We start from the raw sequence: 22146 nt of genomic DNA on the forward strand, positions 1-22146 counted from the left end.
AGGTATCGAAGCTCAATAAGGGCACGCTATCAAAGCCGAAGGAGGAAAGCGTCCCGTTCCCGTACATGGCTAATCCTCGGAGTCGTCGGGCTCGGGCACGGCAGCTGCGGGGCTACGTCCGCGTCACCTCAGGGGGGCTGCCCGAACTGGGAAAGCGCGCTGATCGCTGCCGGTCGCCGTCAGCGTGCGGCTCATGGCTGAGGCCAAACGTGGGACCTGAATTGCGAAGACTTGATTTGGTCCGTCTGACGGCAGTCGGCCGAGAACCGGGCGGGTCGCCTCATGCCCAAACTCTCAACGCGTAGGGTTCTGAGTCTGAACGAGCCACGTCCAGCCGGGAGACCTACCTCGAACGCCAGAAGTATGAGGACGTGGGCGGCGCTCAGTCGGCCACGGACGCGGGGCTGCGCGTTTTCCCGGCATCAAGCGCCGCACCGCCAGTTACGATAGGCCTCCGCTCTAATGAGACACATACGATACCTCGCCGAAGCACAGGTGCGGCGCAGCACGCAAAAAGCGCGTGTACACGCTGGCATGGCAGGACATCCACGACCGGCCACGAGCCCTCGCATCGCCACGAACCACTGCCCAAAGCGCTTGCGGTGGCCTCACCGCAAGATCACTTTACAATGTCCACGACGAAGAATTGGGCGAAATAAATGCGAATCACGCATTTCAAGATCACGAACTATCGCGGACTGCGCTTAGCTATCGCGTCGAACCTTCAGGAGCAACCACTATCACTAGTCACCGGAAAGAACGGAACTGGCAAGAGCTTAATCCTGGAGGCGCTCACTGCCGCATGGTCTGGCAACATAAACTTGCCGGACTTTGTCGGCCCCTATGGCCACTCGCTAAGCATCGAGATAGGAATCGAGTTCGATGAGCGCGAGTACGCAAGCGTCGATCGTTGGAGATCGGACCGAGACCTCCCTCCAGTTCATCGATCCAGCGAGCACATTCTTGAAGCCGTATCAACGAACCGAGACTCGACTGGTACATATCTCCAACGCGACGAAATGCTCGAGACTGTTCAGAATGAACTATTCTCACGGGGCCACCCGTTTGCGGCAATAGATCTTCTTTCAGCACGACGCCAGGTTTCGCTCACGACCAGCACGTCCGTTGACTTAGACCTCCTAGACCGTACCGCTTCAGCCGAGCAGCGAAGAATGATGTACGATCAGGAAATTCGCTGGAAATCCGCCATGCAGATGCCTGACATCGGTACGTACCTAATGTCGCTAGATTATAGGGATTACGTCGCTGCGCGCGATGGGCTGGAAACCGGCGAAGAATACCAGCGGCTTCGCGAGATCTTCCATGTCGCCACCGGCAAGGAGATATCACTGCCCAAATACGATCCTGAGACTACCCAGAGTTCGATACGCGTGACACTTCCGTCTGGCGAGACCCACGCCCTTGAAGACTTGTCCAACGGCGAACGTGAGATGCTGGGAATGCTGTACTACGTTTCTCAGCTTTCAGCTCAGGGTGGCGTTCTATTGCTAGACGAACCTGAAAAGCATCTTCACCCTTCGCTCCAATTAGCAGTTCTTCGAGCAATGATGACGGTGGCGAGTCGCGGACAGATCATCGTCGTCACACACTCGCCCAGCCTGATTTCCGCATCACCCTCGGAGAACGTGCTAATTGTACGGCCAGCGTGGGAGTCCGCTGAAAACCAAGCGCAGAGGGTTGCCGACATAGACGATGAATCCGAGGTACTCTCCGATCTTGGAATAACCCGCCGGGATCTCTTTCAGGCTAACTACCTCCTCGTAGTTGAAGGACCCGACGATGAAAAGCGACTCCGAATGCTATGCCCTGGCGAGATTGCAGGCGCAGAGGTTGTCGTTGCTGGCGGCCGCGATGCGGTGCTACGAACGGCTGACACCTTGCGCAGCCTCGAAGTTGGGGTCCCCTGGATTTGCGTGATTGATCGCGACTTCTTGCCAGAGACTGCAGCAGGGGACATCTCGGAAGACGGGCGCGTTTTTGTATGGGACGCCCGAATGCTGGAATGCGTCCTGATTTCACCCGCCCTCCTAGCAAGGGTATTAGAACCCGGCTTGAGCGCTGGCGATTCACTCGAAAATACGGTTCGAGACGAAGTCGATAGACTGAAACCTCGCGCTTTGGAACAATTCATTGAGGCAAGAATGGGCGAGAGGAATCTCCCAGCAGAGCTAGTCAACGTACCGGATTCGAGCCTCGACCCAATTCAGCGCAGACTTGACCTTGAACGCCGCAAAATCGAGTTCAGACTTAGCGAGTATCATGACGTTCGCGCGGAGGTCATTACAGAGATTGAGAGTGCATGGGCAGGTGGATGGCGGCACTATGTTGACGGGAAGCGTGTGCTATCAGCACTTCAAAAGAAATACCGGGTATTCCGTGACGCAGCGACGCTGACTGATGCACTGATGATTTGCGCGCGCGAAAACGAAGACCTGATGCCGCCAGATGTGAGTCGCCTTAAGGATACGCTCCGCAAGATCCAAGCTTCTCGGCCTAGCGTCAAGTTTCAGGCAAGCGAATCGGAGAGCCGGGACCGTTCCATTCGCGAAGCAGTAACTCACGGGGCACCAGAGCCGGCGCTGAACCTCACCGTCGACCACTCATTCATAAACCACTGAGAGCCTGCTCTCGGACGCACCATCATCAGATCACCGCGCTCGGAACATCCGCCAAGGGCGCTGGCGTAACGAGGGGCAGGAAGAGCCATCCGATCCCGGCCATGGCGGCTCTGGCTGCCGAAAGCTCAGCGCTTCCTACAGAACCGAATCCGATAGTGGCCAACATCTACGCTGGTCAAAGCCAGAGTGGCTTTCTTACGCGAGCAGCCGGGGGGTCTGTCGTGCCGAAGGATTCGGTACGCGACAGGTCTACAATCTGACCGAACCACCCTGGCATGTCCGGAGACTCTGTTCCTTGGGGACGACGGGGTCGTCGCAGGAAGGACGTCGATGTGGGCACGGCCGGGTTACGTGAGCGGGCGGTCTGAACCACCCCTGGCATCGACCGGCCCACGCGCCAGCGCTCGCCGAACCGCCACGCCCACCCGCTCGCTCGCTCGCTCGGGACGATCACCGTCACCGGAGCCAGCGGATCACCGTCTTTCAGCGCACGGACCGTCATCACCAGCTCGTCGCACGCTGCCCGCCCATAACTCACTCCCCGCGCTACGGCTCCCACACCTTCCCCTCATGCGACGACAGCTGGAACTCCGTCAGGAGACCGTGACTCTACCGGCGTTCCTCGAAGATCATGTTGAGGCCGCTGTTGGGGTGGTACTTCCACGTCGCGTAGATCTCGCTCCAGCTGCCGTCTTGGGTGCCGTCCAGGTCGCGAGTGGAACTCATCCGGGAGATCACCGACTCCGGTGCCCCGAGCGACTCCAGGACGCAGTAGATCTCCGTGATGTCTGCGCCCAGGCTCTCCTCGCCTTCGCCTTTCACCTCGAGCGCCGCGCCGTCGTCGAGAACGCGCACGTACAACGAGTCGGACGCGCACTCGTCCTTGGCCGCGTCGAACGCCGTCTCGTTGACCACGCCACCTACGGTCTCAGCGGAGCCGCGATCATCGCTGCCGTTCGAGTCCGAGCCGAAGGCGCTCGCACCAATAGCTAGACCGAGCCCCACACCGACCACCATGGCGACGACGACGAATACCGCAGCCACCTCTGTCTTCACCGTGAGTTCGGCAGGTTCCTGCCTCGCCGTCGGCTCACTCTCTATCGTGTCCTCACCCATCGTCCATCCCCCTTGCCGTTTCTCTTCGACGGCGCGTACCACCGCCGATGCAGCCGTCGTTCACTCCGCGACGAAGAACACCGGATCCGAGAAATCCACCGTCAGCGTCCAGAGCCCCTGTGCGCCCTCGGGAACCACGACGCAGACGTTCCCCTCAACGGTGCCGTCGGTGTACACGTCGTCGACGTCGTCCAATGCGTCTGGCAGCACACCGCACCAGTCCGAGTAGGTGCGGTTGTCATCGCCGACGAACTTGACCGTGAGGTCCCACCACGCGTTGCCGGACCCGTCGCCCACGTACGTCGCAGCCAGCGGCACGATGAAGAACTCCATGCCGTCCTCAGGCGGATCGTTGAACTGGTTCTCCGCCAGGATCTCGTCCCACGCCTCCCGAGGCTTGCCCAACGTGACTTCCCACGCCTCGTTACCAACCGGCGTCCCGGTCGTGAACGGGCTTTGTCGACTTCCGTCAGCGTCGCCGGCCACCGCCTCCTCCGTGTCCGCCGCTTCCGCAGCGTTGTCGGCATCGGCCTGCGAATCCTCGTCTTCCTGATGTGCGCCGCTCGCCAGCGCTTCATCAAGACGTGTCTGGAGGTCGTCGCGCTCGGACTGCAACTCGTCCCGTTCCGACACGAGCTCATCCCGCTCGGAAGACAACCGGTCGACGTCCCCGCTTACGGCAGCGTCGTCGTTCTCGTCCGACCCGCCCACGGCATAGCCAGCACTGAACACCAGCACAACCGCGACGGTTATGCCGACGGGCCGGATCCGCCTCCGTCGCGTTCGCGGCGACGTCGGCTCCGGCGGAGGCGGCGGGGCCGGCACAGCTCCCGGCATGTCGTTTTTCATGGTTCCCCCTCGAATCGCAATCTGTGATGTCGGCGAAACCATACGAACAACCCCGGACACAACGTTCCCTTTGCCCTCATAGGTGTTCGCGGGGACCGCGAGAGGTGCACAGGTGGCCCGACCGCCAAGAGGCCACGGCAAGGCATCCGGCGAAGCTTGCTAACTAACATGTTCACCACAGCAATGAATGTGCTAGTTAACATGTTGCGAGGTCCCCGATGCTTGACCTTCGATGAAACACCAGACCATCCGCAAGACTGACTACGACCGCGCGCGTACTAGGTCGAGCTGGATCTCTACGCGGTGACAGATTCGGCAATGGTCGCTACGTCGGTCTTGACATCAATGCCGAGCCCACGCCGATCCACCAACAATCTACCTAAACTAACTACCTAAACTACCTAATGCGCGAGCAGATTAGGTAGTTTGGAGCGCCGCGCCCAGCCGCGGTGTCCGCCGGAGTGCCAGCCGTCCCAAAGCAGGCTGGACTGTCCACGTCATACGTCCCTCATGTGAGGCGGATACGGCCACCGCGTCCCGCGCCGTGGTGAGTACCAGCGCCGGCTTCGCGAACTAATGAAATCTCCGCAGCGAGTTTCAGACGACGCCGCCACGATCCGAGTACGCGCAGCCCAACGGCAACCAAGCCCAGAACAGGCACCCCGTCAGCGCCTTCTTGCTGTCCGGTATCTGGATTTTCGGTACGCTTCCACGAACCTCTGGGACGACCTCCATATTCCGTCTGGACCTTGCACTGCCTTCAGACGCCCGCGCTGAGCGGCCTGCCTCAAGGCGGCCATCGATAGGTCGCCGTTTGCAAGAGCTTGCAGTGGCACCAGGCGCGCAGGACCTGCCAAATTCGGAACGATGAAGCGATTGAGGTTGTCTTCCATGGCGCGCGCGATTAGCTCGCCCAGCGCGCCGTAGTCGCCAGCATCAGCTCTGCGCATTGCTTTGAGATAGGCCGATCTTTGTCGTTTGAAGATGATGATGGGCGGATATCCAAGCCTCACCAAGACGAGATTCAAGACCAGCCGTCCTGCTCGCCCATTGCCGTCAATGAAAGGGTGGACGCGTTCGAACGCATTATGGATCTTTGCGAGTTCCTCCGCAATCGGCACGCCAAGATTCTCACCATGCTCGACCCGCTCACCCATCACGCAGACGGCGTCGACCCACTCCTGGATCTGGGCGGGTACTAATGGCCACGTGGGCGGTTTCATACCTTCAGCGAACGGCTCGATGTCATGCCGTCGGAAGCTCCCGGGACCCTCATCCTGTGTGGCATCAGGATGTGGCGCCACATCCCAGACAGGAGTCATTGCCATGTGATGGACACGACGGAGTTCGTTGATCGTTAGGAGGTTCCCGTCATGCCATGAGTCGGGCTCCAGGGCTTGTCCGTAGACCCACTTAGCAGCGTCTGCATAGCCTTGGACCTCGTTGTACTCACGCAACGATTTCGCTCCAACCGCTCGCCCCTGCTCGAGCAAGGTTCGCACTTCCCGAAGAACAAGCGTGTTGCCTTCCAGAGCCGTAGAGTGATGTGCCTCTTGGTGCCAGATGTCCGACCAGATCTCTTGCGCCTCAGTGGGGCTCGGCAGGCCGCCGTAGCGCTCGTTCAGCTCCGTCAGGGCCCGGCTCAAGCGCGTGTACAACGTTGCCCGGCTAGGACGTCCACGACCGGCCACAGCACATACCTCCACCTGCAAATTCATGAGTTTGATAAGGCATGCTAGTACCTAATTGAACTTATCAAACTCGATCTGGCAGGCAAGGCGACGCGCCACAACTCACCGGGACCGCCACACAGAGTGTGAACCTACGCAGCGCAGCGTAGATTCCGTTCGGCAACGGGCCCCCGGACAACACCTCAAACGAAGCGTGCGGGCGGCGCGGCAGCGTGCAGATGAATCGCCTGCCCGCCGATCACCACAATCGCATCGCGGTGGACAACGAGCGCCTCCAACGCATCTCGGAGCGCAGTCCCCGCTCTGACCGTCGCCATTGCTGCTCATTGGCCTCCATCCAATCGAGTAATGCCTCACCTTCGCTTGGAGCCCGGCCTGGGCCAGCGACAAGGTCCACGGCGATCTGACTCGGCGCAGCGGTGATCAGACCATCGACATTCTTAGGTCGCACGAACTCACATCGTCTCGGTTCGCGGCAAGAATCACGCTCGCGCCCCGTTCCACGGCACGAAGGCTGAGCCGATCAGCAATACTGCCCACGTCGGCAACATAGATCATTGCCAGGCGAGGTGGCGCGTGGGCCGCGTACCGCCGCGCTGCAATCCACCAACGCGCGGACCACCCGCGCAGTCGGTGCCCCTTTTAGGCTGCCGCGGGGCCTACCGCGTCCCCGCCAGAGGTCATGATCAGCGCCGACATTCCGGATGAACAACGCGAGCCGCTCACTCGCGACGCGAACGTTGCCCGTCGCATCAGCGTAAGCGGCGTCGTGATCAGCCACTCGTTCCTGCACGGAGGCAGGGAGATAGCGCGCCACCAACATCGGAACAGCGGAGGGTACAGCGGCACGAGCGATTCTGACTCGCAATTGTTCCAGTAGGTAGGGCACGTCACGGGCCACGAGGGACCGCTCGGCTTCAATCGCCAGGACCACGTGCGAGCCGTCTGGAGCCGACAGCGTCGCTAGCTCATCGAACTCGACGCCACGTCGCTCGACGTTCAGCTCGGCCTGCAACGTCCAGCTCCTTGGCGGGCTTGAGCCGAGCACGTTTGTCGCGCTGCGCACGATGTCGACGTCGCGTACGAGTGACGTTTGTTCGCGTAATTCAGTACTTCCGCTGCGAACGGAACTAGGTATTTTCCTAGAAACTCGCCTGCCAGGGCCGCCGTCATCAGGCTCCCAGCAGGTCCGACCGGGGGACCGATGAGAAATGGCAGCGGCGCCGGTCTACTTGGAGTCCGACACGTGCCTGGGACCGCTGCAAGGGAGAACCGATGAGACCGCTGCGATACTCGATCAACGTCACCCTCGACGGCTGCTGCGATCACCGAGGGATCGCCCCGGACGAGAACTTACATCGCCATTTCGCCGAACAGCTGGGACGAGCCGACGCCCTGCTCTTTGGCCGGGTGACCTACGAAATGATGGAGACAGCGTGGCGGCGGCCGGCCACAGGAACGTGGCCTGACTGGATGGCTGATTGGATGATCCCCTTTGCCCAGACGATCGACGAGGCCAAGAAGTACGTCGTCTCGCGCACCCTGAACCAGGTCGATTGGAACGCGGAGCTCATCAAGGGTGATCTGAAGGAAGCTGTTCAGCAGCTCAAGCGGGAGCCCGGCCGAGGCCTGAACGTGGGAGGCGTGACCCTACCGCTGGCCTTGGCGGATCTGGGATTGATCGATGAGTACGAGTTCGTCGTGCATCCCGTCCTGGCGGGCCATGGTCCGACGTTGTTCGCCGGCCTGAGCGAGCGGGTGGAGCTGGAGCTCGTGGGCCGCCAGGAGTTCAGGTCGGGGGCGGTCGCGCTGCGCTACCAGCCCAGCCGAGTCACGGCTTGAAGCGTGGCCGGCGCACGGTGGCCGGTGCGTCCAGCCCGTTAAGGCACGGGCCGGAAAAATCCGGTGAACTGGGTGCACGACGGCTGACACACTGACCAGATGCGGATCAGGGTGTGGGTCGACTCGTGGCAGATGCAGTGCTGCGGCGACCCGTTCAAAGACGGCGGAACGGTCGAGTGGACCCTCGATGCCGAACCCGACGTCGATTGGTTCGACACCATCGCCGGTGCGAAGCTGGCGACGTCGATCGAGTACCAGGAAGAACACCACGGCGGTCTGCCTGACGATGCTCCCGCGACGCGCGGCGTCGTGCAGGCGATCTACAAGCTCCGCTGCCGGTACACACCTCACCCAGATCGGAACGGGACCTTGCTCGTCCCCGTGCCTGGCTCAGCCACGATGACCCAGATTCACCACGCCACTGGCTGGGAGGACCACTCTTCCGAAAGCAGGTTCGTCGGGTATGTGGTGGACCTCGACGTCGCCGAGCGTCCGCCCCACACCGTGCGTGATCCCCGGCACTGACGGTCTCCGGCTCATGCGCCCGGCAACTTAATCGAGGGACCCGAGGACGTTCGAGATTCGCCCGTCGCGACGCCGCCGTCGTTCACTGAATGCTCGGCCGGCGGCTTGGCGGAGTGCCACTGCATATGACGACGCCCGCATCAAGGATGTGTTCGTCCACCTGTACCCGAATGTCGTCCGGCTCGCCACATCTGCACTGTCGCCAACCTGACCGACGCGGTTCCTGGCCTCGTGTAACGCTTGAGGTGCCCTGGACCTCCGCACGCATTACCTGAGACCAGGAACCCCGCACCAGGCGCCGACCACGGCTCGTGCCAGGCTAGCTCCCGCCCAAGGTGTGTCAGCGGCCCTTTGCAATGCACACCTATACGCAACATCGGCCATGCTGACCGCACGCCAGAGGTGTTGCGTATATGTGTGCATTGCAAAGGCGCGCGCAGAGGTATCCGGCGCAGGCGAGTATCAGTTGGCGGAGCCGAGCCGCGTTCAGCCCGCGAGGACTTATCCGCGCCGGTCCACGCCGTCGAGGAGACGTCCGAGGGGGCCTACGTCTGGCTCGAGTTCGTCAGTCTGCAGGCACCCGGCTATGGGCCGGACGGAGAGACCTGCACCTACTGGTCCCTGGACTATGAACTCGTCTGGTACGGCGGCTGGCTGCTCATCGACCGCGTGACCGGGCACGGCGACTCGTCGGGACACACATCGTGTGAGTGACCGGCCCCATGCCGCCTGTGCGCCGCAGCCCGCCGGCCGTCAGCCCGAAGCAGCAGAAGAAGCGCGGTACAGATCCCGCAGCAGGGCGATCTCCGCGCCATGGTGGAGGACCTCCTGGTTGACCCACCACACGATCTCGAGGAAGGGCTCCTCGGGGTCGCCTCCATCCGGATAGGTACTGTGCCCGATCGCATCCAGTGCGTCGTCGTCCGCGGCTTCCAGGGCGGCCCGCCAGGAACCGATCGCCTCCTCCAAGGACGTGATCGCGGAGACAGCGTCCCCGCGCACGATCATCTCCGACTCGGTGAACGAGTGGTCTCCGATCGTCCAGTCGGCGCGTCCGAGCAGCATCTCGGTCAGGTGGTGCATCCGCCAGGCGATCGTCGTGATGGGAGGCGGATAGGGGTGCGGGCGGCCTCCGTCGCGTCCCCACGCACCGGCTCCGACAAGCACCGTTGCGCCCGGCCCCGGCCCGTCTTCCTTCGGACGCACCGACCAGCTACCGGGAACCGGCTCCCAGAGGTACTCCCCGTCCGTCAACGGAGGCACCGGGACATCGACCTCATCGCCGCTGTTCACCGTGGGTCCTCGTAGCCGGTCGAGGAGGCGCCGCGAGGCGTGATCGTACTGCGCGAGCAGCGGAACGAGGCGCGGCGGTGTCATCATGGCCATAGCGTGCTCGGTGCCGCAGTTGAGGTCAACCGTGATTCTGCCGGGATCAGGTAGAGAACGCAGCGCGAGACGATGACAGAGATCCTTCTGGGCCTGCTGGCCGTCGCGGTCGGCGCGTTCCTGTGCCTGCGTGGGCAATGGGCGATGCGCCTCCTGCTAGCGATCTGGGGAGCGTTCGTCGGCTTCGCCGTCGGGGCGGGACTCGTCGACAGGCTCACCGATCAGGGATATCTCTCCACAGCACTCGGCTGGATCGTCGCCATCGTCTCCGCACTGCTGTTCGCCGCTCTCGCCTACCTGTTCTTCGCCGTCAGCATCATCTTGGGCATGGCCTCGATGGGATTTGTGCTCGGTGGCACTCTCGCCTCGGCTATGGGCATCACGGAAGCGTGGGGGCCACTGCTGATCGGGGCGCTGTGCGGCGCCGCACTCGCAATTCTCGCCATCGTCGCGAATCTGCCCCAACTGCTGTTGATCGTCGTCAGTTCATTCGCAGGCGCCAGTGTCATGATCGCCGGACTGATGTTGATATTCGACGTCATCGACACCGAGGCCATGTTCGACGCCGACGCGACCGCCCGCGACCAACCACTGTGGTACGTGGGCGGCCTCGTCCTCGCGGTCATCGGCATCGTCGTACAGCTCCGGCAGGCCGGTGCAATCAGGCGTTCGGTACGGGAGACCTGGAGCCAGCCGGCGTAATACCCCGCGACTGCTAACCAGCGGAGAGCCTGCGAACAGAACCGAACGCTTCCGCGCAGCACATGAGCCCACATCATGAGCCCCACATGAGGATGGGTGGCGCCGTAGCACCACCCATCCCGCGTGCGACCCTCAGCAGCAGCTGATATCACCGCAATCCGCGGTCAGCTCGTCACAGCAGTCCATCGTCGCCACCTCCTCCCTCTCCCGTGATCGACCAGGTCCGGATTCGGGACGGCTCAGGCGGCCGAGCAGCAGGCAGTGCCGCGATCTACCGTGAGCGCTGCCCAGACACTGCGCAATCGCGCAATCAGACGCGTCACGGCACGTTCGCGGCAGCAGGCCGCCGACGCGATCATCCGTAGACGCGCCGCTTCCGCGCGCACCTCCCGCCGGCGCTCCGCCGCGACCATCTCGAACTCGTACGGGTGCATGCCTTCTCCTCCAGCAGTGCGCACAGTCGACGCGCTGCTTCGACATCTATCTAATCATTGATTCGATAGATTTCAAAGCAATGCTTCAATACATGTCGAAACAACCTGATCCTTCACGTACGCTGGAAGCACGATGAGCACCGCGATGATGAGCCCCGACACTCCAGTGGGCATGCAGCTCCCGATCTTGACTGACTGCTGCCCGCCATCCTCGGCCGTCCGTGACGACGACGCCGTCTCCCTGGCGGCAATGTTCAAGGCACTTGCCGACCCGGCGCGGGTGAAGATCCTGTCGATGCTGCTCAACACCCCCGAGGTCTGCGCATGTGACATGGCGGGCCAGATCGGGAAAACAGCCGCCACCGCCAGCCATCACCTGAAGCTGCTCAAGGAGGCAGGGCTGATCAGCGGTGAGCGGCGAGGCACCTGGGTCTACTACCGCGTGGTGCCAGAACGGCTCAAGGCGATCCGCGACGCACTGACCCTGGACGCCAGTTAGCGCCGTTCGGGGCCCAGCCGTGAGATTCGGCCGCAGCCGTGAAGACCCTCGCGTGGGACACGTCTCCACTCCCGCACGCTGGCCGAATCGATCGGCTCGATGTCCTTGGGATATGGCATCTAGCTGGCCAGGCAATGTCACCACCGCGACAGTCACACAAGAACCGGAACTCGAGAGCATCGCATTGCCTGGAAGCCCACGGCGTGCTGTGGGTGGTCGCGAACGCCGTTCACGACAAGCGAATAGCGCAGACAACCGCTGGAAGCTTCGTAGATGCCATGATCGCTTCGGGCGCAAGGTACCCGTTCGAAGCTGGTGGGTTCGCCCACTGGGCAAGGGCAAAGGACCTGCTGTAGCCGTACAGCGACCACGGATTCACGGGTTCGTCAGCCCATCGGCTGACAGGATCGAGACCGTATCCGTCTGGCGGCGTACGCACCGCCTGATCTGTTCAACTCTGGGGCGGATGATCGACGTCGCGCGCGGATCTAGCGTGACCGTCATGGTGAATGACAGCTCTTCGCGCAGCTCAGCAGCGATCTCGACGACACACACGACCCTGCCCGCACCAAGCGACAACAATCGCCGCCAGCGCACTCGGATCCTCTCGCTGATGCTCGCCGCGCTCACCGTCCTGGCGGTCTCCGCCTGCGGCGCCATCAGCGAGAGTCTCCGACGCGGGGACAACGGCGATGTGAAGACCTTCGAGTTCACCAGGGGCGCGGACGGCAAAGCTGACGACGTGATTCCGGACTGGGTGCCAGACGATGCTACGCACGTCCGCTATGTCATGCGCACCACCGGAGACGAGCGCCTGCTCGTCATGCGAGCGACGGCGGACGCTCTTCCGGACTCGTGCGAGGAGGTGTCAGCGGACGAGTTGCGCCCTCGTCCGGTTCGGGCCGGAGAGGAGCCCGACGACTACCGCACCGACGCCACACTGACCGCGCAATGGTGGGACGAGGGGCGGGAGCACAAGTCGACCATCACGTGTGGCCCCTGGTGGATCAGCCCGGTAGGTGACTCGCTGTTCGCCTTCCGGCCGGAGCTCAAATCCGTCCAGATCGAGGAACCACAAGCCACGCAAGAAGCACCATAAACGCAGAAGCACCAGGGACGACGTCGCCCTGATCCTTCAGGCTTCGAAGTCAACCCGCATGATCACGCGTCTCGGAGTGGGGTGGTGCACCTGGGCGAAGCCGGCCTCCTCGAACACCTGCCGCGCCCCGACGTGGAGCTCGCCCCAGGTGATCTCCTTGCCTGGTTGCGTGATCATCGGATAGGCCTCCAGAACGCGGGCGCCTCGCTCGCGGGCATAGTCGATCGTGGCGCGCGCCAGCAGGTACGTGAGGCCGCGACCCCGGAAGCCCTTGCGGACGATCAGGCAGGTCACCACCCACACACCGGCGTCGTCCTTGTCTTCGTCGCGCCCGCTCCACGGCACGCGAAGGGTGCGCAGCTTCGGATATGCGATTCGTGGTTCGACGGCCACCCATCCCGCCGGCTCGTCGTCGATATACGCCACAAGCCCACTGGTGGACGCGGCATTCGGATCACCGCACGCGGTCTGCGCCTGCGACATCGCAACCCGCTCGTCGTACGTGCTGTCCCGCCAGATCCAGCCCACCACCTTGAACCGCTGGCACCGGCACCTGCCCGCGTAGTCCTTAGTGTCGAAGACCGCCTCCACGTCCTCCCAGGACGCCTGGTTGGCGGGCACGATCCGCACGCTCGCTTCATCCAGCGCATTCACACGAGCACCGGTCCGGGAGCCGTCATGATGGCTGGGGCGGATCGTCGCCCACCAGCCCGTCGACGGCTTCCCGGAGCAGATCCGCGTGGCCGGTGTGGCGGATGTACTCCTCGATCGCGTCGACCAGGACCCGCCGGAGGTTCGGTGACTCGCCGGACTCGGTGGTGAACACCGACGGCTCGTCGAGACTCCCGTCGGCAAGCACGCGAGACCACGCTGCCTGCGAACGCTCCACTGCTCCGCGCCAGAGCGCGTAGAGCTCCTCCGGCGAGTCGTCGGCGGCGGAGTTCCAGTCCCAATCGGGATCGGCCTCGAAGTTCTCCCGCAGCCACGGTGGCCCCATCGGTTCACCGGTCAGGAAGGTGGAGACGCGTTCGTCCTCGGCCCGGGCAAGATGCTTGAGCAGTCCGCCCAGAGTCATGTTCGAGGGAGGAAGCCGCTTCCGCAGACCCGTTTCGTCCAGCCCACCGCACTTCCAGGCGAACTGTGCGCGGGCTCGCTGGAGCGCGAAGAACAGCATCTCCACCTCGTCACCGGCAACGGATTCCCTGATCACTGTCATGTCCCGCATGTCCATGCCGCACAAGCTACTGCTGATTCCGCACGATCAGCTACCGGATCAGAGTCCGCAGCGAAACTGGCGCGAGGCCAGAACGGCCGCCTAAAGCGTTCGCCTCGGGTTCGGGTATCTGGGAAGATCGGCGTTCGTGACTCCCTCTCTGTTCTCCGGCCGCCCTTCTGACTCCGTCACCGTGCCGGGCGTCGTCCAAGCCATCGCTGGGGGCGACACGATCACGCCGGTGTGGCAGAACGAGCTGGGTGGCCTCACCTTCCGTCTGGAGAACCGACGAGGCATCACCCGGTACGCCAAGTGGGTCGCCGCCGGCACTCCGGAGATCGATCTTGCCGCCGAGGCGGAACGCTTGGCGTGGGCGCGGCAATGGGTGGTGGTTCCGCAGGTCATCGAACAGAGCGCCGACGACGAAGGCTCCTGGCTGGTCACGTCCGCGGTCCCTGGCCGCTCGGCCGTCGACTCTCGATGGATCGCCGACCCGAAGACCGCCGCGGCAGCCATCGGCCGAGGGCTCCGTGTGCTTCACGACGCGCTCCCCGTGGACACGTGCCCGTTCGACTGGAGCACAGAACGACGACTCACTCGTGCCTATGAGCGCGTCGCCGCCGGTGAGCAGCCATCCGGTCAGGCCCTCAAGCGTCGGCACCCGCACGTCACCGATCCCGTCGCGCAGATCGCGGAGCCGCCGCCCATCGACCGGCTCGTCGTCTGTCACGGTGACGCCTGCGCGCCCAACACGCTGCTTCACGACGACGGAGCTTTCTCCGCTCATGTGGATCTCGGCTCCCTCGGTGTGGCCGACCGGTGGGCGGACCTCGCCATTGGCGCGTGGAGTACGGAGTGGAACTACGGCCCCGGTTACGCGGACGTCGTGTACGAGGCATACGGCATCGATCCGGACCCCGAACGTATCGCCTACTACCGCCTCCTGTGGGACATGAGCTAGAGCACCGGCGTCGTAGCCTGCGCTACGTGACCACGAACCGGCCTTCCGCTCGGTTAGCGCTACCGCATGTCGACATCGTGGTCGCTGCCGTCACTCACCTGCCACTGCAGAACAAGCCCATCTTCAACCAGTGCACGCCAGTGGGCAGGACCACGCCGCCATGTGGTTGCGAACCCGACGGCAGACGCACTGATCGTCAGCACACGCGGCGCGGAGCCTGGGGTCACAGAGAGTGTCTGGGGCAAAGGAGTGGGGCAGGCGTCGTCGTCGCGACACCTGCCCCCACCTCGAAGTCCGGCTCAGTGAGTGCAGCCGCTGGTAGGCAACGCGTTGGCGGCGGGTGGAGTGACGCCGTCGTAGATCGCCAGCAGCAGCCTCTGCGGGCACCGGAGCAAGCCGTCAGGGGTCCGGATCTGCAGATGCAGGTGCGGCCCGGTGGAATGGCCGGTGTTCCCGGTCAGGCCGATCTGCTGGCCAGGAGTCACGGACGTACCGCTGGAAACCGACCAGTCCGAGAAATGGCAGTAGTTATAGGTGGCGCCGTCCGTGCCGGCCAGGCTGATGCCTCGTCCGCAACTGCCGTCGTTGATCCTGGTGACGGTCCCTGCCCGCACCGCCCGGGCCGGAGTGCCCGTTGGTGTCCGGAGATCGATAGCCGGGTAGGTGTGGTGCGTGCGTCCGTACTCCGAGCGCGGGAAGAAGTTGTCCGGAACGGGCAGCGACCACTCGTTGCTGCCGGCCGCGGCCTCGGTGATGCGGATCGCGTCCGCGATCACGTAGCCAGCGGTGCTGGTCCATCTACTGACGGCGACGACGTCCTGATCGCCCGCGGCGAGCGAGTGGACGCCGAGGCTCACCCACCGGCCACCGTTGCTGCGCTGGTCGATGCGCACGGACTGGCTGCCGTTCGCCGTGTTGATCACGAACGGGGTGGAACTGTTGTAGCCGGAGTTGGCGGGGTACCACACCTCCACGCGGTAGGTGCCGGCTTCGGGGATGTCGGCCGAATACCAGGCCGCATCGCTCCCGGTGGTGTCCGGGGTGGCGAAGTAGTACTGGTCGCCGTAGCGCTGGTCCGACCACGACGACGTCGCCCAGTTCTCGCTTGCGGTGAACCGGTCGCCGGTGGCGTCGATGACCACGCTGAAGTCTTGCGCGGCAGCGGGTCCTATGGGTGTGAGGAGGGTCGCGACCAATGTGCCGGCCGCGACGGCGGTGAGTCGGCGTACGGTGCGGTTGTCCATGGCTTCCGTCCAATCCTCCGAGGCAAGGTTGGCCTAGACCATTGAAGCAAGATCGACATCCACGCGGAAGAGATTTCGATACATTCGTCGGATCGCAGCATATTTTGCTATGAATAGCCACCATTCAAGAGATTTTCCAGTCAAATCACGTGCGACGCGGCGACAGCTGGCCCGTCAACCGCACCATGGCCCGAGCATGTGGACAACGCCGCCGATGCCGGTACATCCGCCAACACGCCTGCATGACTCCTGGACACGTCCGGTCGGAAGTGGCTTGACCTGGAGCGCGCTCCAGCTCATAGCGTCGACGACAGTCACCACTACGCGAAGGAGCACCAGATGAAGACCGTCGAACTCGGCAGGACGGGCGAACAGGTCAGCCAGCTCGCACTCGGCTGCATGCTCATGGGCACCACCACCGACGAGGCGTCGGCGAACACCATGCTGAATCGGTACCTGGATGCGGGTGGCACGTTCCTCGACACCGCCAACTGCTACACCTGGTGGGAGGAGCGGGGCAGCCTCGGCGGGCACAGCGAGGAGGTGCTGGGCCGCTGGTTCGCCAGCACCGGCCGACGCGACGACGTCTTCCTCGCCACCAAGGGAACCGCTCTGGTCAAGGACCTGGATGCGGTCTGGGTCGATGATCAGCCGGACTGGGAACGCGCCTACCAGAACTTCGACGGCGCCGGGGGCGACAACCTCCGCCGGTCGGTCGACGACAGCCTCCGCAGGCTGCAGACCGACCACATCGACCTGTACTACGTGCACGTCGACGACCGGTCCACGCCGCTGGAGGAAAGCCTGGAGGCGCTGGCAGGGCTGGTGCAGGCGGGCAAGATCCGCTACATCGGCTGGTCCAACGTGCGGACCTGGCGGCTGGAGCGCATCCGGCAGCTCTGCGCCCAGCATGGCTGGCCGGCTCCGGTCGCGGTACAGCAACAGCACTCCTACCTGCGCCGTAAGGCCGGGCTGAGCCACATCTCGATCGTCGACGACGAGCAGCTGGACTACCTGCAAGCCCACGACGATCTCACCCTGGTCGCCTACTCGCCCATCCTCAAGGGTATTTACGACGACGCCGCCAAGCGGGCAAAGCACCCCATGATGGCGCTGTACGCGGGCCCCGACGCCGACGCTCGGATAGCGGCCGTCGAGGACGTGGCGGCCGAGGTGGACGCCACGCCCAACCAGGTGGTGCTCGCCTGGCTACTGCACCAGACGTCTCCGACCATCGTGCCTCTGATGGGCCCTCGGACCTTGGAACAGTACGACGCGGGCATCCGGGCTGTGGACGTCAAGCTCACCAGCGATCAGCTTGGCCGGCTTGACGCGGCCGGAGCATAGGAGCCAGCACGCGGGAAAAGGGGAGGTGACGGCCCCTCGCCCTTGGGTAGGTTGCCGAGGGGAGGTCATCTCATGCAGAAGGTCAGCGAGCGGCTGTACAACTGGGCGTCGATCATCGAGCCGGACACCCTGGAGCAGGCACGGCGCACGTCGCAGATGCCGTTCATCTACCCGCACCTAGCTCTGATGCCCGACGCCCACTTGGGCAAGGGCGCCACAGTGGGGTCGGTAATCCCGACACTCGGCGCGATCATCCCGGCGGCCGTAGGCGTCGACATCGGCTGCGGGATGATCGCCGTGCGAACCCAATGGAAGCTGGATAAGCTCGGCGGTCGCGACCGTGCCGCACTGCGCAGATCCATCGAGCGGGCCATCCCGTTGTCCGCCGGCGGCAACAACAAGACCCTCACCGACACCGCCGCCAAGCGTTGCGACGAGCTGGCCGACTTTGCAGACGAGCAGGGAATCGATCCGGCGAAGCGGGCCGCGAACTGGAAGCTGCAACTCGGCTCGCTCGGTTCCGGGAACCACTTCATCGAGGTGACCGCCGATGAGGAGGACCGGCTGTGGCTGTTCCTGCACTCCGGATCCCGGGGCGTGGGCAACAAGATCGCCCAGCATCACATCAGGGTCGCGCGTGACCTGTGCGAGAACGCCGGGATCAGCTTGCCTGACCGCGATCTCGCGTACCTGGAGGAAGGCAGCGCAGCGTTCGACGTCTACATCCGGGAGCTCCGCTGGGCGCAAGCGTTCGCGCTGGCGAACCGCGAGGAAATGATGGACCGGCTCGTCGGCTGCCTGGAGCGGTGGATCGGCGAGACGGTCGAGGAGCGCGAGCGGATCAACTGCCACCACAACTACACCGAGCAGGAACGGCACTTCGGCGAGGAGGTCTGGCTCAGCCGGAAGGGCGCCATCAACGCCGCCGACGGCGTGCCCGGGCTCATCCCCGGCTCGATGGGCACGGCCTCCTATGTCGTGACGGGCAAGGGCAACCCGCTCTCACTGAACTCGTCGCCGCACGGAGCGGGCCGCACCTTCTCCCGGACGAAGGCCCGCAAGACGTTCAGCCGGGAGCAGCTCCGCCAGGCCATGGCCGGTATCGAGTGGCGCGACTCCGCCGCGTTCCTCGACGAGATCCCCGCCGCGTACAAGGACATCGACACCGTGATGGCCGACGCTGCCGATCTGGTCGGGATCCGGCACACGCTGCGCCAGATCGTCAACGTCAAGGGCGATTAGTTGTGTTCGGCGGCCACATAGCGACCGCCAAATACGACGAGCTGCGGCGGGCCGGGAGTAGACACCGGCCCGCCGCGGTTCCTGTACACACGCGTCCGGGTTGCTATCGGAGGATGTCCGTAGCGGCGTGGGCGTCGTCGACGCCGTCGATAAGAAACGCCGTACCGGCGGCATTGTCGGTCCGCAGCGGCAGGATCCGCTGGTAGGCGTCCGACCGGTACCAACCCTCGGCGCTCGCCCGGTCAGGGAACTCGAGGACGATCAGGTCACCCGTCCACTCTCCCTCCAGCACGGTGGGGCGTCCGCCGTGGATGATGAACTTCCCGCCGAACGGGCGCAGCGTGTCGTCGATGCCGTTCAGGTAGCCGACGATGCCGTCGCCCATCCGCACGTCGTGCAGGTGCGCCACCGCGTAGGTACGAGCAGGCTCGACCTCGTCGTTCAAGCCCGGAGCCCGGTCGAGGAATCCGAGCACGGTGGTGATCAGGCCGTCGTCGTTCACGGTGACGACGTCGAACCCGATCACTACCGGTTCCGAGTCCACGGGCGCCAGGGCCCACCGGAACCGTGCCTGGCCATGGTGCGCGTCGACGTCGCCCAGGAGCCGGAACCGCATCCCCGGGAACTGTGCCTGCACACCGCCGATCAGGGCGTGCAGCTCGTCGACGGTACTCGTCGCCGCCAGCGGGTCGGTGTAGGAGACGCCGGCGGCGAACAGGTCGTCCATCAGCTTTTTCCTTGTCTCGGCGTCTTGCTCGTTCCAGACCTGGAGGTAACGGCCGGCGAGGCTGGTGAAGTCAGTCATGGGAGATCCTCTCGGGAAGCGGTGAATCCGGTGTGATGTCTCCATCGTTCGGCAGCCGCCGACGCTGGTCGATTACGTCTCAGGTAATGCGCTCAGGTCGCGTCTGGCTGCGCGATGGCGTGCTCGGCTGCCCGGCTGACGTCTTCCCACTGAGCCCAGGTGTCCATCCGGCGCCGCGAGATGTCGAATGCGAGGTCGTAGACCATGCTGCCGAGCAGGAGCCGCAGCGGCGGATCGTCGCTGTCGACCAGAGTCATGATCGCTTCGGCGGCCAGCTTCGGGTCACTGTCGATGCTTCCTTCGCCGAACTGCTTCGCGAGCTTTTCGCGCAGCGGTCCGTAGGCGTCAAGGGGCGCAGTGAACTGCATCGACGTGTACAGATCGGTCCAGTAGCCGCCGGGCTGAACGATGGTCAGCGAGACCCCGAACGGCGCGAGCTCGGCCGCCAGAGCCTCACTCATCCCCTCCAGAGCAAACTTGCTTGCGCTGTACATGCCGCTGGTGGGAAAGCCGCCCAGGCCCCCGATGCTGGAGATCTGGACGATGTGCCCGGATCCCTGCTTCCGTAGTTGCGGGGCCACCGCCTGACTTACCCACAGCGCGCCGAAGAAGTTAACCTCGAATTGAGACCGCGCCTCCGCCTCGGTGAACTCCTCGACGGTGCCCGACGCCATGATCCCGGCGTTGTTGACGACGACGTCGAGCCGGCCGAAATGCTTCACGGCGGCGGCGACCCCGGCGAACACGGCATCCCGATCGATGACGTCCAAGGCGAGCGGCAGGACGCGGTCACCGTACGCGTCGATCAGCTCCGGGGAGCCGGCGATAGTGCGGGAGACGGCCACTACCCGGTCACCGGCCTCCAGGGCCGCCCGTGCGAACGCCTGGCCGAGGCCGCGGCTTGCTCCTGTGATGAACCAGACACGAGACGGCGAATGGGTCGTCATGGTGTGTACCTTCCTCTTTGACGAGACGAGACGCTCCGTCTCGTTTCGTCGCCAAGTATGCACAGCATTCTGTCGGCGCGTCAAGACGGACCGTCTCGTCTCGCAGTCGCGGTAGAGTGACGCGTATGCCCCAGACGACGGCGGAACGGCCCCGGCGCAACGAGAAGTCCCGGCAGGCGATCCTCACCGCTGCCCTTCAGCTGGCCGGAGAAGTCGGCTACACCAAGCTGAGCATCGAGGCGATCGCCGCGCGGGCAGGCGTCGGTAAACAGACGATCTACCGCTGGTGGCCGTCCAAGGCGGCAGTGCTCTTCGATGCCGTGCTCGCGCTCAGCACCAACGACGCCGGTGAGACGACCCTGCCGGACACCGGTGACCTGGAAGCCGATCTGCGCACCGTCCTGCACGCCACCGTGCGGGAGCTCAACGACCCCGGCTATGACCGGTCCATGCGCTCCCTCACCGTCGCCCTCCTCGAGGACGAGGGCCTTGCCGCCGAGTACCGGCGAAACCTGGCGCAGCGCATGCACGAGGTGAAGAAGGACAGGCTACGCAGCGCGCAACTCGCCGGTCATGTCGCCGAGGACGTGGACCTCGACGCCGCCGTTGAGATGATCTTCGGACCCCTGATGAACCGCTGGCTGACTCGCAGCGGGCCCATCACGCCCGAGTACGCCGACACGATCCTCACCACGGCGTTGAACGGCCTGCGCCCCCGCGGCTGACGCGCCGGCCACCCAGCGTGCAGCCTCCTGGCGGGTGCCGGCCATGACCTCCGAGGTAATCGGCCGGCGACGCCGGGCCGCCTAGATTGGTCGGCATGACAGTTGTCGACATCTCCGCCCCGGTCGGGCAGTCGCTGCGCTGGTGGCGCGAGCGACGACGGCTCACCCAGCTCGAGCTGTCCTTGCACGCCGAGGTGTCCGCCCGGCACATCAGCTTCATCGAGACCGGCCGGTCCGCGCCCACGGCGGCGATGATCCTGCGGCTGGCCGAGTGCCTGGACGTGCCCCTGCGGGACCGCAACGCGATGCTGCTCAGCGCCGGTTTCGCTCCCGCCTACTCGCAACGCCGGCTCAGCGACCCTCCACTGTCGGTGGTCAACGAGGCGATCAATCGCATCCTCGACGCGCATGCACCGTACCCAGCTCTCGTCGTCGACCGCCGATGGAACCTGGTCGCAGCCAACGACGCCATCCATGTTCTGATGGCGGGCGCCGCGCCGTTCCTGCTCGAGCCACCGGTCAACGTGCTGCATCTGACGTTCCACCCGGACGGCTTGGCTGCCCGCATCGCGAATCTGAGCGAGTGGCGAGACCACATCTTCGCCCGTCTCCAGCTCGACCACGAGAAGACAGCCGACCCGCAGCTCGGTCAGCTCATCGACGAGTTACGCGCCTATCCCGCGCCCCCGCCCGGACACGGCACGTCTGCCCCCTCCCTGGTGGTTCCGTGCCGGTTGCGCACCGACGACGGCCTCATCTCCATGTTCAGCATGACGACCGTGTTCGGCACCCCGGCCGACGTGACCGTCTCCGAGCTGGCCATCGAGACCTTCTACCCCGAGGACGAGTTCACCGCCGCATACTTCCGGCGCTGACATCG

The 22146-nt window shown here is 64.3% G+C and carries 22 protein-coding genes and 1 pseudogene; 12 read left to right on the top strand and 11 right to left on the bottom strand.

Annotated elements, in window-relative coordinates:
* The first annotated feature begins 659 nt into the window (after positions 1-659).
* Entirely contained in the window at positions 660-2639 is a 1980-nt protein-coding gene (locus tag G1H11_RS05615; RefSeq protein WP_163816823.1) for an ATP-dependent nuclease, read from the top strand.
* Between the two features lie 609 nt (positions 2640-3248).
* Here G1H11_RS05615 and G1H11_RS05620 read toward each other — a convergent pair.
* The 3 genes from G1H11_RS05620 to G1H11_RS05630 all read right to left on the bottom strand — a co-directional run bounded on the left by G1H11_RS05620 (position 3249) and on the right by G1H11_RS05630 (position 6322).
* Positions 3249-3755, bottom strand: a complete 507-nt coding sequence (locus tag G1H11_RS05620) for a hypothetical protein (protein ID WP_163816825.1) — start codon at positions 3753-3755, stop codon at positions 3249-3251.
* A 60-nt stretch (positions 3756-3815) separates the two neighbouring features.
* Positions 3816-4604 (bottom strand): hypothetical protein, encoded by a 789-nt coding sequence (locus tag G1H11_RS05625; RefSeq protein ID WP_163816828.1) that lies wholly within the window; start codon positions 4602-4604, stop codon positions 3816-3818.
* Positions 4605-5269: 665 nt separating this feature from the next.
* Positions 5270-6322: a Fic family protein gene (locus tag G1H11_RS05630; RefSeq protein WP_163816830.1), complete on the bottom strand. Its 1053-nt coding sequence runs from the start codon at positions 6320-6322 to the stop codon at positions 5270-5272.
* A 1248-nt stretch (positions 6323-7570) separates the two neighbouring features.
* On the opposite strand from G1H11_RS05630, the gene G1H11_RS05635 reads away from it, so the two are divergent.
* The 3 genes from G1H11_RS05635 to G1H11_RS05645 all read left to right on the top strand — a co-directional run bounded on the left by G1H11_RS05635 (position 7571) and on the right by G1H11_RS05645 (position 9376).
* Entirely contained in the window at positions 7571-8137 is a 567-nt protein-coding gene (locus G1H11_RS05635; protein ID WP_163816832.1) for a dihydrofolate reductase family protein, read from the top strand.
* 99 nt (positions 8138-8236) lie between these two features.
* Complete coding sequence (locus tag G1H11_RS05640) at positions 8237-8662, top strand: DUF6578 domain-containing protein (RefSeq protein WP_163816834.1); 426 nt, start codon at positions 8237-8239, stop codon at positions 8660-8662.
* Positions 8663-9079: 417 nt separating this feature from the next.
* A complete protein-coding gene (locus G1H11_RS05645; RefSeq protein WP_163816836.1) occupies positions 9080-9376 on the top strand; it encodes a hypothetical protein in 297 nt (98 codons plus the stop codon).
* A gap of 39 nt (positions 9377-9415) precedes the next feature.
* Here the strand turns inward: G1H11_RS05645 and G1H11_RS05650 are convergent, their stop codons facing one another.
* Positions 9416-10042 (bottom strand): DinB family protein, encoded by a 627-nt coding sequence (locus tag G1H11_RS05650; RefSeq protein ID WP_163816838.1) that lies wholly within the window; start codon positions 10040-10042, stop codon positions 9416-9418.
* Between the two features lie 78 nt (positions 10043-10120).
* On the opposite strand from G1H11_RS05650, the gene G1H11_RS05655 reads away from it, so the two are divergent.
* Positions 10121-10750, top strand: coding sequence for a TM7S3/TM198-like domain-containing protein (locus G1H11_RS05655; protein ID WP_163816840.1), 630 nt, complete (start codon positions 10121-10123; stop codon positions 10748-10750).
* A gap of 239 nt (positions 10751-10989) precedes the next feature.
* Here the strand turns inward: G1H11_RS05655 and G1H11_RS05660 are convergent, their stop codons facing one another.
* A complete protein-coding gene (locus G1H11_RS05660) occupies positions 10990-11184 on the bottom strand; it encodes a hypothetical protein (RefSeq protein ID WP_163816842.1) in 195 nt (64 codons plus the stop codon).
* Positions 11185-11317: 133 nt separating this feature from the next.
* Between G1H11_RS05660 and G1H11_RS05665 the strand changes: the two genes are divergently transcribed.
* Both G1H11_RS05665 and G1H11_RS05670 read left to right on the top strand, forming a co-directional pair.
* On the top strand, positions 11318-11683 hold the full coding sequence (locus G1H11_RS05665) for an ArsR/SmtB family transcription factor (protein ID WP_216843472.1): 366 nt from the start codon (positions 11318-11320) through the stop codon (positions 11681-11683).
* A gap of 502 nt (positions 11684-12185) precedes the next feature.
* Positions 12186-12782, top strand: coding sequence for a hypothetical protein (locus G1H11_RS05670; RefSeq protein ID WP_163816844.1), 597 nt, complete (start codon positions 12186-12188; stop codon positions 12780-12782).
* Between the two features lie 36 nt (positions 12783-12818).
* On the opposite strand, the gene G1H11_RS05675 is transcribed toward G1H11_RS05670, so the two are convergent.
* Entirely contained in the window at positions 12819-13436 is a 618-nt protein-coding gene (locus G1H11_RS05675; RefSeq protein WP_216843473.1) for a GNAT family N-acetyltransferase, read from the bottom strand.
* Positions 13437-13458: 22 nt separating this feature from the next.
* Complete coding sequence (locus G1H11_RS05680) at positions 13459-14013, bottom strand: DinB family protein (RefSeq protein WP_216843474.1); 555 nt, start codon at positions 14011-14013, stop codon at positions 13459-13461.
* Between the two features lie 130 nt (positions 14014-14143).
* Here G1H11_RS05680 and G1H11_RS05685 point away from each other — a divergent pair, with 130 nt between their 5' ends.
* A complete protein-coding gene (locus G1H11_RS05685) occupies positions 14144-14956 on the top strand; it encodes a phosphotransferase (RefSeq protein WP_163816846.1) in 813 nt (270 codons plus the stop codon).
* 299 nt (positions 14957-15255) lie between these two features.
* Here G1H11_RS05685 and G1H11_RS25140 read toward each other — a convergent pair whose 3' ends face one another.
* Positions 15256-16200, bottom strand: a complete 945-nt coding sequence (locus G1H11_RS25140) for a golvesin C-terminal-like domain-containing protein (RefSeq protein ID WP_216843475.1) — start codon at positions 16198-16200, stop codon at positions 15256-15258.
* A gap of 339 nt (positions 16201-16539) precedes the next feature.
* On the opposite strand from G1H11_RS25140, the gene G1H11_RS05695 reads away from it, so the two are divergent.
* Both G1H11_RS05695 and G1H11_RS05700 read left to right on the top strand, forming a co-directional pair.
* The gene (locus tag G1H11_RS05695) at positions 16540-17547 is read left to right on the top strand and encodes an aldo/keto reductase (RefSeq protein ID WP_163816848.1); all 1008 of its coding nucleotides are present in this window, start codon (positions 16540-16542) and stop codon (positions 17545-17547) included.
* A 72-nt stretch (positions 17548-17619) separates the two neighbouring features.
* A complete protein-coding gene (locus tag G1H11_RS05700; RefSeq protein ID WP_163816850.1) occupies positions 17620-18789 on the top strand; it encodes an RtcB family protein in 1170 nt (389 codons plus the stop codon).
* A gap of 103 nt (positions 18790-18892) precedes the next feature.
* Here the strand turns inward: G1H11_RS05700 and G1H11_RS26885 are convergent, their stop codons facing one another.
* The 3 genes and pseudogenes from G1H11_RS26885 to G1H11_RS05710 form a co-directional block, all read right to left on the bottom strand.
* The gene (locus G1H11_RS26885) at positions 18893-19234 is read right to left on the bottom strand and encodes a DUF1330 domain-containing protein (RefSeq protein WP_343074814.1); all 342 of its coding nucleotides are present in this window, start codon (positions 19232-19234) and stop codon (positions 18893-18895) included.
* 45 nt (positions 19235-19279) lie between these two features.
* A pseudogene (locus G1H11_RS26890) lies at positions 19280-19639 on the bottom strand (nuclear transport factor 2 family protein); the annotation flags it as partial.
* A 47-nt stretch (positions 19640-19686) separates the two neighbouring features.
* Entirely contained in the window at positions 19687-20541 is an 855-nt protein-coding gene (locus G1H11_RS05710; RefSeq protein ID WP_163816852.1) for an SDR family oxidoreductase, read from the bottom strand.
* A 125-nt stretch (positions 20542-20666) separates the two neighbouring features.
* Here G1H11_RS05710 and G1H11_RS05715 point away from each other — a divergent pair, with 125 nt between their 5' ends.
* Together G1H11_RS05715 and G1H11_RS05720 are read left to right on the top strand one after the other, a co-directional pair.
* Positions 20667-21266 (top strand): TetR/AcrR family transcriptional regulator, encoded by a 600-nt coding sequence (locus tag G1H11_RS05715; RefSeq protein WP_163816854.1) that lies wholly within the window; start codon positions 20667-20669, stop codon positions 21264-21266.
* Between the two features lie 95 nt (positions 21267-21361).
* Positions 21362-22141, top strand: a complete 780-nt coding sequence (locus G1H11_RS05720; RefSeq protein WP_163816856.1) for a helix-turn-helix transcriptional regulator — start codon at positions 21362-21364, stop codon at positions 22139-22141.
* Positions 22142-22146: the final 5 nt, after the last annotated feature.

This window comes from Phytoactinopolyspora alkaliphila, assembly GCF_010550695.1.
In the GTDB taxonomy this organism is placed as follows: domain Bacteria; phylum Actinomycetota; class Actinomycetes; order Jiangellales; family Jiangellaceae; genus Phytoactinopolyspora; species Phytoactinopolyspora alkaliphila.

Excerpts from the sequence above, each read along its gene's own strand:
- G1H11_RS05660 (WP_163816842.1), bottom strand. The coding sequence starts at position 11,184 with ATGCACCCGTACGAGTTCGAGATGGTCGCGGCGGAGCGCCGGCGGGAG.
- G1H11_RS05680 (WP_216843474.1), bottom strand. The coding sequence starts at position 14,013 with ATGGACATGCGGGACATGACAGTGATCAGGGAATCCGTTGCCGGTGAC.
- G1H11_RS05650 (WP_163816838.1), bottom strand. The coding sequence starts at position 10,042 with ATGATGACACCGCCGCGCCTCGTTCCGCTGCTCGCGCAGTACGATCAC.
- G1H11_RS05620 (WP_163816825.1), bottom strand. The coding sequence starts at position 3,755 with ATGGGTGAGGACACGATAGAGAGTGAGCCGACGGCGAGGCAGGAACCT.
- G1H11_RS05635 (WP_163816832.1), top strand. The coding sequence starts at position 7,571 with ATGAGACCGCTGCGATACTCGATCAACGTCACCCTCGACGGCTGCTGC.
- G1H11_RS05715 (WP_163816854.1), top strand. The coding sequence starts at position 20,667 with ATGCCCCAGACGACGGCGGAACGGCCCCGGCGCAACGAGAAGTCCCGG.
- G1H11_RS05630 (WP_163816830.1), bottom strand. The coding sequence starts at position 6,322 with ATGAATTTGCAGGTGGAGGTATGTGCTGTGGCCGGTCGTGGACGTCCT.
- G1H11_RS05670 (WP_163816844.1), top strand. The coding sequence starts at position 12,186 with ATGGTGAATGACAGCTCTTCGCGCAGCTCAGCAGCGATCTCGACGACA.
- G1H11_RS05665 (WP_216843472.1), top strand. The coding sequence starts at position 11,318 with ATGAGCACCGCGATGATGAGCCCCGACACTCCAGTGGGCATGCAGCTC.
- G1H11_RS05655 (WP_163816840.1), top strand. The coding sequence starts at position 10,121 with ATGACAGAGATCCTTCTGGGCCTGCTGGCCGTCGCGGTCGGCGCGTTC.
- G1H11_RS25140 (WP_216843475.1), bottom strand. The coding sequence starts at position 16,200 with ATGGACAACCGCACCGTACGCCGACTCACCGCCGTCGCGGCCGGCACA.
- G1H11_RS05695 (WP_163816848.1), top strand. The coding sequence starts at position 16,540 with ATGAAGACCGTCGAACTCGGCAGGACGGGCGAACAGGTCAGCCAGCTC.
- G1H11_RS05625 (WP_163816828.1), bottom strand. The coding sequence starts at position 4,604 with ATGAAAAACGACATGCCGGGAGCTGTGCCGGCCCCGCCGCCTCCGCCG.
- G1H11_RS05615 (WP_163816823.1), top strand. The coding sequence starts at position 660 with ATGCGAATCACGCATTTCAAGATCACGAACTATCGCGGACTGCGCTTA.
- G1H11_RS05700 (WP_163816850.1), top strand. The coding sequence starts at position 17,620 with ATGCAGAAGGTCAGCGAGCGGCTGTACAACTGGGCGTCGATCATCGAG.
- G1H11_RS05640 (WP_163816834.1), top strand. The coding sequence starts at position 8,237 with ATGCGGATCAGGGTGTGGGTCGACTCGTGGCAGATGCAGTGCTGCGGC.
- G1H11_RS05720 (WP_163816856.1), top strand. The coding sequence starts at position 21,362 with ATGACAGTTGTCGACATCTCCGCCCCGGTCGGGCAGTCGCTGCGCTGG.
- G1H11_RS05710 (WP_163816852.1), bottom strand. The coding sequence starts at position 20,541 with ATGACGACCCATTCGCCGTCTCGTGTCTGGTTCATCACAGGAGCAAGC.